General features: G+C 64.1%; 9 protein-coding genes and 2 pseudogenes. 3 read left to right on the top strand and 8 right to left on the bottom strand.

All coding sequences use genetic code 11. The features are described from left to right. Positions 1–179 precede the first annotated feature (179 nt). From QQS38_RS17365 to QQS38_RS17375, 3 genes and pseudogenes are all read left to right on the top strand, one after another. Complete coding sequence (locus QQS38_RS17365; RefSeq protein ID WP_479646601.1) at positions 180–611, top strand: hypothetical protein; 432 nt, start codon at positions 180–182, stop codon at positions 609–611. A 237-nt stretch (positions 612–848) separates the two neighbouring features. Beyond that, a pseudogene (locus tag QQS38_RS17370) lies at positions 849–1,241 on the top strand (DUF6396 domain-containing protein); the annotation flags it as partial. A 566-nt stretch (positions 1,242–1,807) separates the two neighbouring features. Next, positions 1,808–4,162: a two-partner secretion domain-containing protein gene (locus tag QQS38_RS17375; protein ID WP_479646602.1), complete on the top strand. Its 2,355-nt coding sequence runs from the start codon at positions 1,808–1,810 to the stop codon at positions 4,160–4,162. A 183-nt stretch (positions 4,163–4,345) separates the two neighbouring features. Here the strand turns inward: QQS38_RS17375 and QQS38_RS17380 are convergent, their stop codons facing one another. The 8 genes and pseudogenes from QQS38_RS17380 to xylG all read right to left on the bottom strand — a co-directional run bounded on the left by QQS38_RS17380 (position 4,346) and on the right by xylG (position 15,842). After that, positions 4,346–6,724, bottom strand: coding sequence for a two-partner secretion domain-containing protein (locus QQS38_RS17380; RefSeq protein ID WP_479646603.1), 2,379 nt, complete (start codon positions 6,722–6,724; stop codon positions 4,346–4,348). A 394-nt stretch (positions 6,725–7,118) separates the two neighbouring features. Further along, a pseudogene (locus QQS38_RS17385) lies at positions 7,119–8,150 on the bottom strand (family 20 glycosylhydrolase); the annotation flags it as partial. Positions 8,151–8,309: 159 nt separating this feature from the next. Then, the gene (locus tag QQS38_RS17390) at positions 8,310–9,482 is read right to left on the bottom strand and encodes a fumarylacetoacetate hydrolase family protein (protein WP_479646604.1); all 1,173 of its coding nucleotides are present in this window, start codon (positions 9,480–9,482) and stop codon (positions 8,310–8,312) included. Between the two features lie 31 nt (positions 9,483–9,513). Beyond that, complete coding sequence (locus tag QQS38_RS17395; protein WP_479646605.1) at positions 9,514–11,298, bottom strand: IlvD/Edd family dehydratase; 1,785 nt, start codon at positions 11,296–11,298, stop codon at positions 9,514–9,516. A 46-nt stretch (positions 11,299–11,344) separates the two neighbouring features. After that, a complete protein-coding gene (locus QQS38_RS17400; protein WP_479646606.1) occupies positions 11,345–12,229 on the bottom strand; it encodes an SMP-30/gluconolactonase/LRE family protein in 885 nt (294 codons plus the stop codon). After that, positions 12,226–12,999, bottom strand: a complete 774-nt coding sequence (gene xylB / locus QQS38_RS17405; protein WP_479646607.1) for a D-xylose 1-dehydrogenase — start codon at positions 12,997–12,999, stop codon at positions 12,226–12,228. Before xylB ends, QQS38_RS17400 begins: the two co-directional genes overlap by 4 nt. A gap of 84 nt (positions 13,000–13,083) precedes the next feature. Beyond that, the gene (locus tag QQS38_RS17410; protein WP_479646608.1) at positions 13,084–14,274 is read right to left on the bottom strand and encodes a sugar ABC transporter permease; all 1,191 of its coding nucleotides are present in this window, start codon (positions 14,272–14,274) and stop codon (positions 13,084–13,086) included. Further along, a complete protein-coding gene (gene xylG, locus QQS38_RS17415; RefSeq protein ID WP_479646609.1) occupies positions 14,271–15,842 on the bottom strand; it encodes a D-xylose ABC transporter ATP-binding protein in 1,572 nt (523 codons plus the stop codon). The genes QQS38_RS17410 and xylG overlap by 4 nt, the downstream gene beginning before the upstream one ends. Positions 15,843–15,906 lie beyond the last annotated feature (64 nt).

Consider the following 15,906-nt stretch of genomic DNA (forward strand, 5'->3'; position numbering starts at 1 on the left):
CACACCTCGTCAGGATTTGCAGGATTCACGCATCAATATGCCCGCTTCTTGCAAATCCAACAACACCGTTTCGGCTTCACAGCCTTACTGCATACGCCTCGCACGATTATTCAGGTCCGACTACTGAGCCCCGGGGTGAATTCTTCGCGTGTCGATAGATCGCGCACACCGACCACGAAATGAAACGCAGAATTGCTCTAATCTTTCTAGCAGTCTTGGCGTGCGCCTGTGCCAAGAAAGACCCGCCCGTATCGGAGTCTTCCCACGCGAGTGCGCTGCGAGCGAAGTTGGCGTTCACTTGCGAGCGCGAAGCTTCGCATCTGCCCAAACTAGACCCGGATGCCGACAAGCTCTTTCTCTACGCACGTTATCTGCAGAAGCACGAGGGTGCGAAGGACTACGACGACATCATGCGGTACTACAGAATCGCGGCCGCGTATGGACATTACAAGGCGAATCACAACGCCCAACTGCTAATCGTGCAAGAGCTCGTTTTTGCCCCGGCGGGGAGGAAGGAGGCGGTCGACTTGGCGATGCAATTGGTGCATGACGGGATCCCGGGAGGCTATTTCGACGTTGGGCACTACCTAGAGATTGGGTACGGCTTATAACAGGATGTCGCTGCCGCGACGCATTACTTTCGAAAAGCTGCAGACTTGGGTAACCCAGAAGCGCAAGCCTACATTGCAGAGCAACTGAACCCGGTTGGAATGGCGCCGGCGATCGCTCGAGAAATGTGGCGCTGCGCTGCGGAGCAGGGTGATGGCGCTGCAGCGAATAAGCTCGGAGTCGTTCTCACCGTTGATCGCGACTATTCCGGCGCGGTATCAGCCTTCCAACTTGCCGTTCAAGCAGGTAACGCTCAGGCGGCCTACAACCTGGAGACAGGTTTTGATGGTCCCGCAGCGTCCGACAGAATCAGGTACCTCGCGCTGCCCAAAGATGCCGAACGCTCTCGACGCTACGAATTGATTCGCAGCTTTATCAGCAAGAATGAAGAGCGTAATCCTATGGTCCCCGATATAGAGCAAATCGTTCCGCTTCCACCTGCGCCACTTCCGGCCTGGGACGGTACGTTCCAATGGGAAAAGGAACGAGCCGCGGCGAAACCGCCAGAGAAGCCATCGAACGAGCTTGTCAATCGCCTTGCAAGGGACAAGCACCTCGATCCCTTGACAGGTCTGCCGCTACTAGCCTTCTCGGACAAAACGCCGGAGTCCGAGCAGCGGCCCTCGCGATAGCCTTGATTTCCTCGTCGCTTTGCGGCGAAAGCTTGTCGGCCATCACCCGCTCTTTGGTCATCGCATTGTGGCCAGATAATCCCCGAACGAATGACCCGTTTGCGATCGCAGCGCGTTCGCGCGCAGCGGCACCGGAAGTAGTTCCCTAGGTCCGGCGTGAACTCGAATGCGTCGACATGCGCTTTCGAATTCATGACGCTCTTGATCGGTTCGATCTTGTCGGCCTCGAGAGAATATTGCGGCGCTACGAGCACACAACCGCTGGGCAGAGCGGCAGGCGCGCCGATGTGCGGCAGGCGGGCAAGACGAGCGGCCATGTCAGGCGCTCGTATGGTTCGCTTTATTTGCGTTCCAACGCAAGCCGCAAACACCCTGGCGTAAAACGCCGAATACTCGTCCGTATCTGCGGACATATTTCAATCGAATGCGATCAGATAGCGCTTGGTAAATGCTTTACGCTAAGGCGCACCCAAAACTCTTAAAAAAACGCGTCGATTCACCACCTGCGGGGCGGAGGGCCATCCGTGCCCTGCCGATCATCAAAATCTGTCGAGTGCGGAGACTTCATGAAAAGCAGAAGCAGTACGTCTTGTTCCGCGGCACCGAAATTAATCGCATCGCTCCTGCGCGGCGCCGTCGTTGCGCTGTGCGGCTTCGTCTCGACCGCACATGCGCACGTGCTGCCGAGCGGCGGCAGCTTTGTCGCCGGCAGCGGGACGCTCCAGCAAAACGGCAGGTCGCTCTCCATCGTGCAGAGCACGCCGCGCGGCATCATCGAATGGAACAGCTTCTCCATCGGCCAGGGCGCCCACGTGACGTTCGACAACGGCAACGGCGCGACACTCAATCGCGTCACCGGCAGCGATCCGTCCTCGATCCTCGGTACGCTTTCCGCCACCGGCAGCCTCTACCTCATCAATCCGCAAGGCATCGTGATCGGATCGAGCGGCGTCGTCTCGACGGGCGGCCGGTTCGTCGCCTCCACCCTCGATACCGACAACACATCGTTCATGAACGGCGCGCAAATGGCGCTCATCGGCGTATCCGGCGGGAAAGTGGTCAATCTGGGCAAGATCGGTTCGACCAAGGGCGATGTCTTCTTGATCGCAGATGCTCAAGTCGAAAACAACGGCACCATTCACGCGCCCAATGGGACGGCCGAACTCGTGGCCGCGGAAGCGGTCCTGCTGCAGGATGCTTCGAGCGGCAAACAAGTGTTCGTCGCGCTGGGCGACAAAGGCAGTGTGCTCAATCGCGGCACGATCCGCGCCGCGCAAATCAGCTTGCAGGCCGCGGACGGCAACGTCTTCGCGTTCTCCGGCAATCACGCCGCCCTGCGCGCGACGGGCACCGCGACGCGCGATGGCCATATCTGGCTCGTTGCCGATACGGGCCATGTGCAACTGGGCGGACGCGTCGAAGCCAAGAACGCCGATGGCTCGGGCGGCACGGTCGATACGGCCGCAGGCAATCTGACGTTCATTCGTTGCGGGCCGAGCGTGTTGGCCGGCGTGTGGAATGTTTCGCTGCCGAGCCTGACGATCGGCGCCGGTGCGGCGCATGCGTTCTCCCGCAGCTTGAGCGAGGGCACGAGCGTGAGCGTGCAAGCGACGGGAGCGCAAGGCGCCGCCGGCGATATCGCAGTGGCGTCCACGGTCGGCTGGAAAGGCGCGGCATCGTTCACGCTGAGCGCTTTCCATAACGTGACCGTCGACAAAGACGTGACGATCAAGAACAAAGGAACCGGCAACTTGGTGCTGCGCGCCGATGCCGGCGCAATGGACAACGGCGGCAGCGTAGTCAACGACGGCACGCTCGATTGGTCGAAGAGCACAGGCATCGTCACGGCGTATTACGACGAGAAGGGCACGTATACGGCCGGCGCGCAATCGGCCAATGCCGCGTGGCGCGCGCCGCAGTACAGCGGCCTGAAGACGCAGCTCTCGGCCTATCAGTTGGTCAACTCCATGGACGATCTGAACAACGTCGGTGGGGCGGGCAATTACGCGATGGGCAAAGATATTGCGCTGCCGTCCTGGGCCCAGGTTGAAATCGGCGGGCCTTTTACGGGCCAATTCGATGGGATGGGCCACACGATTTCGAACGCGGTCGATATCGTCAACGCGCTGTTCACGACCATCGGCCAAGACGACGTCGTACGCAATCTGAACATCACCAATGCAGTCGGATCGACGCTGAGCAAAGGGGTGCCCGGTGGCGTGCTCGCAGGCGAGAACCAAGGCACGATTGCGAACGTCGTCGTATCCGGTTCGGTGCAAGGGAACCTGTTCGATTACGCGGATGGCGGCGCGCCCCCCGTTGGCGGTCTAGTAGGCACGAACGAAGGCTTGATCGTGCGTTCGGGCGCGAACGTGCAGGTGTCGAACGCCGGCTTCGCCGGAGGCCTCGTCGGGCAAAATTCCGGCACCATCGTGCAGTCGTACGCGACGGGCGCAGTGAGCGCGCTCACCAATCCGTACAGCGGCGAGACGAATCGCTTGGTCCAAGCGGGTGGCCTCGTCGGCGCCAACTCGGGCACGATCGCGCGGTCGTTTGCGACGGGCGCGGTGTCCGGCACATCGCTCGAAGGCGGCGGCCTCGTCGCCGAGAACAGCGGCACGATCACGCAATCGTTCGCGAGCGGCAACTTGAGCGGCCTCGCCCAAGGGTCGACGGCGCCCACGCTAGCGGGCATCGCTGCGGTCAATACCGGATCGATCGGCTCGGACGTTTATTGGAACAAAGACACGAGCGGCCAGGCCGCGGGCGGGCCGGGCGTCTCGGCGGCCAATGGGCTCACGAGCGCGCAAATGATCGATTCTGCCAGCTTCGCCGGTTGGGACTTCGGGCCTGGCGGGGTTTGGGCGATGCCGGCGGGCGCAACGAATCCCGTTCTTCAGTGGCAACTGAGTGGTGATTGACTAGCGACCAGGGCAACGATGTAAACGCGAAAAGCCGCTCGCGCGGGATGCCATGGCGCGGGCGGCTGTCGTCGATAGAGCGATACGATCGTCGAAATGCATGCGCACCGACTCCGGCGCATGCGGAACATCTTCAACGCTAGGCGGGAAAAACGCACGTCGCCTAGCGCTCGCCTGCGAGGTTTACGGCCCGATCTGCCAGCTCAAGATGGGATGCGTCGCGTCGGGCGGCATCGTCCAAACGCCTCCGGGGCCGAAGTCGTATCCGACGAACGACGCCGGAACGCTCATTTGCGCGGTCATGAGGCCGTTCGCGGCCGGCAGTTGGGTCCCGGAGTAGACGCCGATGCTCGCGCCGGTCGTGTCCTTGTTCCAATAGACGTCGTTGCCGATCGTCCCCGTGTTGTACGTCGCGATGCCGATCGCCGGCAGCGTCGGCGCACCGGGAAGATTGGGCTCCGTCACCTGTCCCGTCGCGAACGATTGCGTGATCGCGCCGCTGTTGTACCGGACGAGGCCTGCGGCGCCCGGCAGGCAGGCCTGCCCTGAGTTCGGTCCGCAGTAGTCGGGGTTGAACGACACGTTGCCGGTCGCATACGACTGCGTGATCGTGCCCGCGTTCGAGCCGGCCAGACCGCCGCCGCCGCCCGAGTGCGCCTCCGAATCCACGTTGCCGGTCGCGAACGATTGCGCGAGGGTGGCCTCGGCGGCGTTATTGCCTACGAGCCCGCCGTTGTTGCCTTCCGAATAAATGCCCGCGCTGCTCGACGAACGCCGGATCGTTCCGCGATTCTCGCCGACGAGCCCACCGACCGTCGAAGCATAGGCAAGCCCGCTAATGACGGAGATACTGCCCGCGGAACGTGCACCGACGATGGTGCCTTCATTGATCCCGGCGAGCAGTCCGTAAGCCGCGTATTGGCCGTACCCATAACCGTTGCCGTCACCGCTCACGCCCAAGTTGGCGACGAGGCCCGTCGGGCCGATGAAGCCGAACAGACCTTGGGTGCGAAGCACCATGCCCTGTTCGCCATGATCGCCGGCCACCGATTGATAGATGTTGATGTTGTCGATTTGATGCCCGAAGCCGTTGAACAGCCCCGTAAACGGGGTATCGACGTTGCCGATCGGCACGTAATTGCGATCGCTCGATGCGCTGGCATCGATATCCTTACCCAGCGCGTAATTGCCGGCTAGATCGTGCGCGACGTTTTGCAAGTCGGTGTACGAATTGACGAGCGCATAGCCCGTGATCTGATCGCGCAGCCCGCTCGGCGGCGCAGGCGCCCACGCTGCGTTGATCGTCTGCGTGCCGGGCGTGTACGTTCCGTTCATGTCGTGAAACGCCGCCACGGTGCCGAGGCTCTTGGACCAGTCGATCGCGCCCAGGTTGGTGACGCTGCCGCCGTTGTCGAGCGCGTTCGAATCGGCGCGCAGCGTGAGGTGGCCCGCTCCGCTATTGGCGAGCGTCGCACCCGCTTCGATGGTGAGGGATCGATAGGCGCTAAGCGTCAGCGATGCCGCCCCGGACCAATGCAAGCTGGACGCCACGTCGATATCGCCGGTCGCGCCTTGCGCGCCGCTCGTTGCCAGCGCGATCGACGTTCCCGCCTTCAAGCTGCCGCTCAACGCGCTCGCTGCCGTGCCGTCGATGGTGAACACGGGCGCAGTGATGTTCCACTGCTTCGCCGTGACGAGGGCCGTGCCGCCCACGGCATTGCCGAGCGAGAGCGTGCGCGCGCTCACGTCCACCGTGCCGCCGCTGCCGTCGGCGTTGTGTGCGTCGATCGGGCCTTGCAAGCTGACGTTGCCTGTATCGGCGACGAGCCAGACGTGACCGTCGCGGGTTGCCGTGCCGGTCGCGCGAATCGAAGCATGGTTGCCCGCCAGTGCGAAGACGTTGCCGTCGGCCGCTTGCAAGCTTGCTTGCGCCGCGCGAATCTCGCCCATGTTGACGACGGAGCCGCCGCTGCCGGTTTGCACGAGGACGGGCTGGCTGCTCGAAGCATCGCCCAGCAGCACGCTCGCACCGGTCGCCATTCCCGCTACGCCATTGGGCGCGCTGATCGAACCGCCGTTGACCACCGACGAGCGTGCGATCAGATAGACGTCGCCGCCGGTCGAGCCGATCGCGCCCATGTTCACCACCGACGCGCTCGAGTTGCCCGTGAACGTGGGCGCGCTGCCTTTCATGAAGGCGCAATTGCAGGTATCGAGCGTCGAGGCGACGAAGCTGCCCCCCGTCGTCACGGTCCCACCGGGGCCGACGACGATCCCTTGCGGATTGATCAAATACACGCCGCCGGTGGCAGACAGGGCGCCCAAAATAATGGAAGGGGTTGCCCCCGTGACACGATTGAGCGTTGCACCGTTGCCGTTATGAAAGGCAACTGCATTGCCGCGTCCGATAGAAAAACGGGTCCAGTCGATGACTCCGCGGGAGCTCGTTTGGTCGATCGTCATCGTCGAGCCGCTCGTGTTGATCGAACCCGAGCCGGCCACGAACGAACCGTTCGTAGGGAGCGCGCCCGCGCTGGCGGCGGCAGGCAGAGAGCTAGACATCAATGCTGCGATGGCGGGGGCGAGCGATGCGAGGATGCGACTCGGCTTGAATCGCTGCGCGCGGTGAGCGCTCGATCCGGGTGAGCCGTGTTTTGCGGTCGCCGAAGTGCGATGCAATGTGCCGATGCCCATAGCCGTCCCCACTATCTGGTTGAGTGCCATTCACTCGATGAAACACCGTTGCTTGGCAAAGCCGTTTCACGATAGTGCGTGGGCGGCAACGCCCTTGCGGCGGATGCCGAAGAAATGCGCCAATCGTTCGGGGTTTTCGGTCGGCTGCGGGTGTGCGACGCGCCGGCGGGGAACTGCGCTGCGACGAGTAACGTGCGGCAGGCTCATGTGAAGCCCGCGGCACGGACATCGCCGCGGGCTGGGTTGCGAGAACGGCAATCGTTCATTCGCCCGTCAAGGTGAACGTCGGCCTGCGATAGCCGATGCCGGCGCGGTCGAGCTTGGGCAGTTCGCGCTCCTTCAACACGGTTGCGAAACCGGCCCAATCGCGGTTGAGCGAGGCGATGTCGACGTGATGGGTAACGCCTAGCTCGTAGCTCACGCCCGCGGTGTACGGCAGCTCCCAGTCCGCTTGGTGCCAGGCGCGCTCGGCCAACGCCAGCAGACGCGGGTACACCATGTATTCGAGGAAGCGGTCGTTGCGCATCACTTCGCCCCACGCTTGGCCCTGCATGCCGTAGATGCGCGGCGGCGCCCCCGTGCCGGTCGCTTGAAACGGGGCGCCGTTGCGATCGCCGAATACTTCCGCGTTTTGCGGCAAGTTCTGCGGAGCAAACGAAAACACCTTGTATTCGTCGGTTGCGTGCGAGCCCCAGTAATAGCCGCGCTCGTGCGGGTCGAGCGTGTAGGGGAAATCGAAGTAGAGATAATCGGGCAATGCCAGCACGGGTTCGAACCCCTTCGCCCCGTAGTCGCGTGCGCTGTCGGCTGCCCCCCAGAACACGGTGTCCCAGATCGACGCGATCACGTGTTGGGTCGAGAAGTCCTGCGCCCCCGTCGCGCCTTTGAGCCCGTCTTCCCACGCACCCATCGTGTCGATGCCGTTCGCCGCGACTTGCGCGCTCACTTGCTTGGCCAAGCGCGCCGGCAATTCGTCGATCGATTTGATTTCGCCCCGTTGCAGCAGCGCGGTGCACGCGGGCGAACGTGCCCACGGTTTGTCCTGGACCGCAAGATCGATGCGGCCCTTGCCGGGGTCCGTTCCATTGAGCGGTTGGAAGCCGCCACCGAGGAAGATGTTTTTCGCTTCGTCGCCGCCGAAGTACCAGGTGTGCAGCGGCGCCTGCGCGTCCGCATACATCGACGCGATTTCGCGCACCACTTTCCCCGTGAAATTGAGCGTGCCGGGCACGCACGGGTTCAGATCGCTGCGCCGGTCGTAGAACTGGACGGTCGTGAGGTTGGTGGTGTCTTGCGGAAGGTGCGATGCGGCCATGAACAGGCCACGGGATGGATCTTAGGTGGGCTTTGATTGGTATGCAAGTAGGTTATAGTGGACTTAAAGTGGAGCTTAATAACAAAAAGGCTTCCGCGCGAAGCGAAAGCCTTTTTCAGCGGGCCGCCAGTCGGGGATCTACATCGCGATGCCGCGTTTCGACAAATTCCGATACAACGCGCGCACGCCGAACTGCCACGGCGCGATCTCGGTCGAGAGCCGGACCGTATTCACGAGCGCCCCGAGCGCCGGCGTCGCGATCGTCACCACGTCGCCCAGATGATGAGTGAAGCCGCCGCCCTTGGCGTCGCGGTCTTTGATCGGCGAGAACATCGTGCCGAGAAACAGCATGAAGCCGTCCGGGTACTGATGGTGCGCGCCGCAGGTGTGCGCCACGAGTTCGAGCGGGTCGCGGCTGATTTCGCGCATATGGCTCACGCCTTCGAGCACGAAGCCGTCCTCGCCGGCAATGCGCAGCGATACGCTCGCGGCGCGCACCGCGTCGAGCGTGAAGTCGGCATCGAACAGCCGGATGAAAGGGCCGATGGCGCACGAGCCGTTGTTGTCCTTCGCTTTGCCGAGCAGCAGCGCCGAACGCCCTTCGATGTCGCGCAAGTTCACATCGTTGCCGAGCGTCGCGCCGACCACCTGCCCTGCGGCGTTGACGGCCAACACGATTTCGGGCTCCGGATTGTTCCATGCCGAACTCGGGTACAGGCCGACGTCGGCGCCGAAGCCGACCGCCGACATCGGTTGCGATTTGGTGAAGACCTCCGCATCTTCGCCGATGCCCACTTCCATGTATTGCGACCATGCTCCGCGGCGTTTGAGCTCGTCTTTCAAGCGCAGCGCCGCCATGGAACCCGGTTTGATCTGTGCGAGGTCGGTTCCGATGAGCGCGTGCAGCGATGCGCGAATCTCGGCTGCGCGCGCCGGGTCGCCGCCCGCTTGCTCTTCGATCACGCGTTCGAGCAAGCTGACCGCGAACGTGACGCCGCAGGCCTTGATCGCCTGCACGTCGCAGGGAGCCAGCAAGCGCGGCGCCGCACCGGGTTCGCCCGTGGCGCTCGCATCGACCAGGGCCTGCACGGGGCCGAGAGACTCGCCCGGCGCGCAGCGCGCAAACGCGGCCACGTCGTCGCGATCGAACAGATCGCTCGTCGTGGGGGCGCTGGCCGTGATGTCGAACGCCTCGCCGCCGCGAACGACGACGACGGACGGCCCGTCGATGGGCGCACCGCGCCAGACGCGGCCGACGAGGATTGCGCGATCGAGGTCCGAGGGGAGACAAGAAGCAGGGTCGATATGCATAGGGATGGCTTTGCGTTGAGGTCTCGATGACTCAATGAGAATGGCGTGGATCGCCGCGGGTCTCGATCACTTTGAGATATAGCGTGGCAGGCTCGAGGCAGCCGCCGGTCGACAATTGCCCCACGAACTGACGATAAATTTCCTGCCAGGGCGTTTGCGATTCGGGCACGCTCGGCGGCGCTTCCGCTCTGCGCTGCGCGAGTTGCGCTTCGTCGACGAGCAACTCGACGCGCCGCGCATTGAGATCGACACGGACGCGATCGCCCGTGCGCATCAACGACAGCCCGCCGCCGGCTGCCGATTCGGGCGACATGTTCAATATCGATGGGCTTGCGGACGTTCCGCTTTGCCGGCCGTCGCCCATGCAAGGCAATGACGTGACGCCGCGCTTCAGGAGCGCGGCAGGCGGGGCCATATTGACCACTTCGGCGCTGCCCGGATAGCCGAGCGTGCCGCAGCCGCGCATGACCAGGATGCAGCGCTCGTCGATCTCGAGAGAGGGATCGTCGATGCGCGCCCGATAGTCTTCCGGGCCGTCGAACACGACGGCGCGCGCCTCGAATGCATTCTCGTCGCCCGCCTCGCTCAGGTAGGTTTGGCGAAACGCTTCGCCGACGACCGACATCTTGATGATCGCGCTGTCGAAGAAGTTGCCGGAGAGCACGATGAAGCCCGCGCCGTGCTTCAAAGGTTCGGAGAAAGAACGAATCACCTCCCCGTCGGCATCGGGCGCTGCCTGCGCAATATCGCCGATGGTGCGGCCCGATACGGTCAGGCAGCCGCCATGCAACAAGCTCGCTTGCGCGAGCTGGCGCAGCACGGCCGGCACGCCGCCCGCGCGGTGGAAGCTTTCGCCCAGGTACTCGCCCGCGGGCATGCAGTTGGCGAGCAGCGGCACGTCGGCGCCGAGGCGCTGCCAATCCTCGAGCGTGAGCTCGATGCCCATGTGGCGCGCGATCGCGATCAAATGCGGCGGGCAGTTCGTCGATGCGCCGAGCGCCGAGGCGACGACGATCGCGTTTTCGAACGCCTCGCGCGTAAGAATGTGCGAGGGCCGGATGTCCTCGCGTACGAGCTCGACGATGCGCTTGCCGGTCGCGTAGGCCATTTGCCCGCGTTCCCTATACGCCGCCGGAATCGACGCGCAGCCGGGCAACGACATGCCGAGCGCTTCGGCCAAGCTGTTCATCGATAGCGCGGTGCCCATCGTATTGCAGTGGCCGATGGACGGCGAAGCCGCGGCCGTGAGCCGCATGAAGCCTTCGTAGTCGATTTCGCCGGCGGCCAGCAAGTTGCGCGCATGCCAAATCACGGTGCCCGAGCCCACGCGCTTGCCTTCGAACCAGCCGTCGAGCATGGGGCCGCCCGACAGCACGATGGCCGGCATATCGACCGTCGCCGCGGCCATCAAGCCCGCGGGCGTGGTCTTGTCGCAACCGGTGGTCAAAACGACGCCATCGAGCGGATAACCGTGCAGGATCTCGACGAGCCCGAGGTAAGCGAGATTGCGATCGAGCGCCGCCGTGGGGCGGCGGCTTTGCTCGGCTAGCGGGTGAACGGGAAACTCCATCGGAATGCCGCCCGCATCGCGGATGCCCGCTTTCGTGCGCGCGGCCAGTTCGATGTGATGCCGGTTGCAGGGGGCAAGATCGCTGCCCGTTTGCGCGATGCCGATGATGGGCCGGCCCGATTGCAGTTCTTCGCGCGTTAGGCCGTAGTTCATGAAGCGCTCGACATAGAGCGCGGTCATGTCGGCATGCGTCGGATCGTCGAACCAGTTTTGGCTGCGCAGCCGGCGAGTGGGCGTCGATGACATAAGTGTTGAGTTCTCCTAATGAATGCGGGACGAGGCGCGCAGCCGTTCACGACGCGTGCGCGAGCCCCCGCATGAGGACGTTTTGCGGCAAGCCCGGCACCGGCGAGCGGAACGCGAACAAGCCGCCCGCGAGCGTTTCGCGTTCGCGCTTGGCCGCGCTCAGCCCCTTCAGAGCCGTCGTCACGTAGGCGGTGCGCAGGTCGTCGCCGCCGAACACGAGCTTGGTGATGTTGGAACACGGAAAGGCGACGGTGTCGATCTGCTTGCCGTCGTTCGAATAGCGTTCGATGCACCCGCCGCCGAACAGCGAGACCCAGAGGCAGCCTTCGGCGTCCACCGCCATGCCGTCGGGGTGCGCGGTGCCTTGCACGTGAATGAACGCGCGTTTATTGGAGATCGCGCCGCCCTCGTCCAGATCGAAGGCGTAGATGGTCCGCCCCAGCGTGTCCGTGTGATAGAGCGTGTGCCGATCGGGACTCGTCGCGGGGCCGTTCGTGATCACATAGCCTTCGTCGCGGCGCTCGATTGCGCCGGTGTCGCCCACGCGGTAAAGCGCGCCCGTGGGCGCATCTTCTTCGTCGTCCATCGAACCGAACCACAAGTAGCCTTGCGGGTCGACGAAGCCGTCGTTCAAACGGTTGACGGCGACGTCGCGCTCGACGTCCTTGAGCTTGTCGAAGGCGCCCGTGCGCGCATCGAATCGATACAGGCCCTTGCGCAGCCCGCAGACGAACGCACCGTCCGCGCTCGGCACGATGAAGCAGGCCTCGCTCGGCGCGGGCCAGGTCATCGTCTCGCGCGTCTCGGTGCTGTAGCGGTGAAGGTGCTTGCGCTTGATGTCGACGAAATACACGGCTTTATCGCGGCTGCTCCATATGGGCCCCTCGCCGAGTTCGGCGCCCAGCGGCCAAATACATTCCGGTGAAATCATGAAGATGCTCCATACCACCCCGCATCGACGAAGTATTCGCGTCCCGAGCAGCGCGAGCCGTCCTCGGATGCGAGAAACAAGGCCATTCTTGCGACGTGCTCGGGCTCGACCCGCTCGGGCAGGCATTGGTCGGCGACGAGTTTCGCCTCGCTTTCGGGCGATTGCCACAGCTTCATCTGTCTCGGCGTACGGACGGCCCCGGGGATGATGGCGTTCACGCGGATGCCGAACGCGCCCAGTTCCCGGGCGAGTGCACGCGTGAGCCCTTCGATGCCGGCTTTGGCCGTCATGTAGATCGAAAGGCTCGGCAGCGCAAGGTGCCACGAGATCGAGCCGAGATTGAGAATCACCCCCTTATGCGCAGTCTTCATGCCGGAAGCCGCATGTTGGGCGCAAAAAAATTGGTGTCGCAGATTGACGGCGATGCGTTCGTCCCAATAGGCGGGCGTAATCTCGCCGAACGGATGACGATCGTCGCTCGCCGCGTTGTTCACGAGGACGTCGATCACGCCGGCTTGCGCGCCGATGTCGGCAAATACGCGTTCGATCGCGTCGGTGTCGCGCAAGTCGCAGCGGTGGAACGTGGGCGGGTGCGCGCAGTCTCGTAGGCTTTCGACGAGCGCTTGCGAATCGCTCTCGGCAATGTCGAGAAAAAATACGCGCGCCCCTTGGCGGGCGAACGCTTCGACGATAGCCGCGCCGATGCCGCTGCCGCCCCCCGTAACGACGACGTTTTGATCGGCCAAGCTGGGATAAATGGCGTACGACATGCGAAATTCCATGGTTGAAGAAAATGCCGCGCCCGGCGCGGCTGCGTTGCAGCGCAACACGCGTTGCACAGGCTCGGGTTTTTTCTACCGCCGGTTGGTGCGCGAAACGACGTCGATCCACACCGCGAGGACAAGGATCGCGCCTTTCGCGATCATTTGCCAGTACGCATCGACGTCGAGCATCGACATGCCGTTGTCCAGGCTCGCCATGACGAGCGCCCCGATCAGTGCGCCGTACACCGTGCCCGAGCCGCCGCGCATCGACGTGCCGCCGATGAAGCAGGCCGCGATCGCGTCGAGTTCGCCCATCGTGCCTGCCGAAGGCGAGCCCGCGGCGAGCCGTGCCGTGTTGACGATGCCCGCGAAGGCGCACATGAGCCCCATCAGCGCGAAGATCGCGAGCTTGACGCGGTTCGTATCGACCCCCGAAAGCCGCGTGGCCTCGAGATTGGAGCCGACCGAGTAGATTCGGCGCCCGAACACGGTTTGCGTGGCGATCCAGGTGAACAGACCGAGCAGCACCAAGACCAGCAACACCGGCACCGGAATGCCCCCGTAGCCGTCGAGCGTCGCGACGAACGCGAAGATGATGGCGCCCGCGCCGACGATCTTCACGCCGTCCTGCCACAGCGGCGGGACGGGCAAGTCGTAGCGGCGCCGGTTGCCGCGCTGGCGCGCCGTCACGAACGCGAGCACGCCGAACAGCAGCAGGGCGAGCGCATCGCCCACGAGACGCGGCAGATAGCCCTGCCCGAGAACCACGAAGTGATCGGACACGGGCGCGATCGTCGCGCCGCCCGTGATGCCGAGCAGCACGCCACGGTAGGCGAGCATGCCGCCGAGGCCGACGATGAACGAGGGGACGCGCCGATAGGTCGAGAGCCAACCGTTGAACAAGCCGGCCAACACCCCGAGCGCCAGCACGGCGGGGATCGTCGCTTCGATCGGCCAACGGCGATTGGCGTCGAGGATCGCCGCGATGCCGCCGAGCAAGCCCAGCAGCGAGCCGACCGACAAATCGATTTCGCCCGCGATGATGACGAACACCATGCCGCACGCGAGCGTGCCGCTGATCGCCATCTGTCGCAACAAATTCGACAGATTGCGCGGGGTGGCGAACGCGCCGTGCGTGAGCACGGTGAAAAACAGCCAAATGAGCGCGACGGCCAGCAAGAGCGCAAGAATCTTGTAGCGCGCAAACCATTGGCGCACGCGGTCCGCGCCGCCTTGGGCGGCGTCGCCGCGCAGGCGGGCGGAGGAAAGGTCGGGTGTCATACGGGAGCCGTTTCGTTGGGGGGCAAGGCCGCGGCCCGGCGTGCCGGTTCGATGGCGGCCGTGAGAATGGCCTCTTGCGTGAGGCCGTCGTTGAGGAAGTCGCCGCGCAGCTCGCCTTCGCCCATGACGAGCACGCGATCGGCGAGACCGAGCACTTCGGGCAGTTCGGAGGAGACGACGACGATCGCCATGCCTTGCTTGGCGAGCGCGAAGATCAGTTTGTAGATCTCGTACTTCGCGCCGACATCGACGCCGCGCGTCGGTTCGTCGAGGATCAGCACCTTCGGTTCGGTCAACAGCACGCGCGTGAGCACGGCCTTTTGCTGATTGCCGCCCGACAGATTGGCGATCGGCAAGAACGGGTGCGCGGCGCGCACCGACAGTTGCCTCATCGACTTATGGATCGTGTCGAGTTCGGCGGCCGCGTCGATCGAGCCTCGCTTCACGAAGCGCTGCAGCACCGAGAGCGTGATGTTGTGGCCCACGCCGAGGTCCGGCACGATGCCGTGCGCTTTTCGGTCTTCGGGCGCCATGCCGATGCCGGCGCGAATCGCATCGCCCGGTGCGCGCACGGCGATCTGCTTGCCCTCGACGAGCACCGTGGCGCGGCTCGTGCCGGGATACGCGCCGAAGATCGCCTGCATGAGCTCCGTGCGGCCCGAGCCGACGAGCCCGGCCACGCCTAGGATCTCGCCGCGCCGCACGCTGAAGGAAACGTCGTCCACGCGTTTGCGGCGCGGATTGGTCACGTCCAAGCAAGTGACGTTGCGCGCTTCGAGCACGACCTCGCCGATTTCGTGCGGCTCGCGTGGAAACAGGTTCGTGATCTCTCGCCCCACCATCAAAGCGACGATGCGCGGGGCCGCCATGGCGGCGAGCGGGGCCGTTTCCACATGCCGGCCGTCGCGGATCACCGTGACGGTGTCGCAGACGGCTTCGACTTCGTCCAGCTTGTGCGAGATGTAGATGCAAGCGACGCCGCGGCGCTTCAAGTCCCGCACGATGTCGAGCAAGATGCGCGTTTCGGACGCCGTCAACGACGAGGACGGTTCGTCGAGGATCAACAGCCGCGCGTCCTTGTTGAGCGCCTTCGCGATTTCGATGAGTTGCTGATGGCCGCCGCCGAAGTTCATCACCGGCTGAGCGACGTTGATCCCCTCGATGCCCAGGCCTCGCAGCAGCTCGTCGGCGCGCTGGTGCATTGCCGCATAGTTCATGCGGCCGCCGGGCAGCGTGATCTCGTTGCCGAGAAAAATGTTCTCGGCCACCGAGAGCTCCGGCACGAGCATGAGTTCCTGATGGATGATGACGATGCCTGCGCGCTCGGTGTCGCGCACGCTCGCCGCGACCAACGGCGCGCCGTCCCAGATGATCTCGCCGTCCCAGGTCCCGTGCGGATACACGCCCGAGACGATTTTCATGAGGGTGGATTTGCCCGCGCCGTTTTCGCCGCACAGGCCGACGCACTCGCCGCGCGACACGGACAGGTCGATTCCGTCGAGCGCCTTCACGCCCCCAAATGTCTTGACGATGCCATTGAGCGATAGCAACGGTTGTGCTTGCGCCATGCGTCTCGTTCCTTGATTCGACTAAACAGGCGCCGATGCCGCGCGGCCCGCATCGCAGGCGGGC

This window comes from Trinickia sp. Z7 (genome assembly GCF_056498045.1).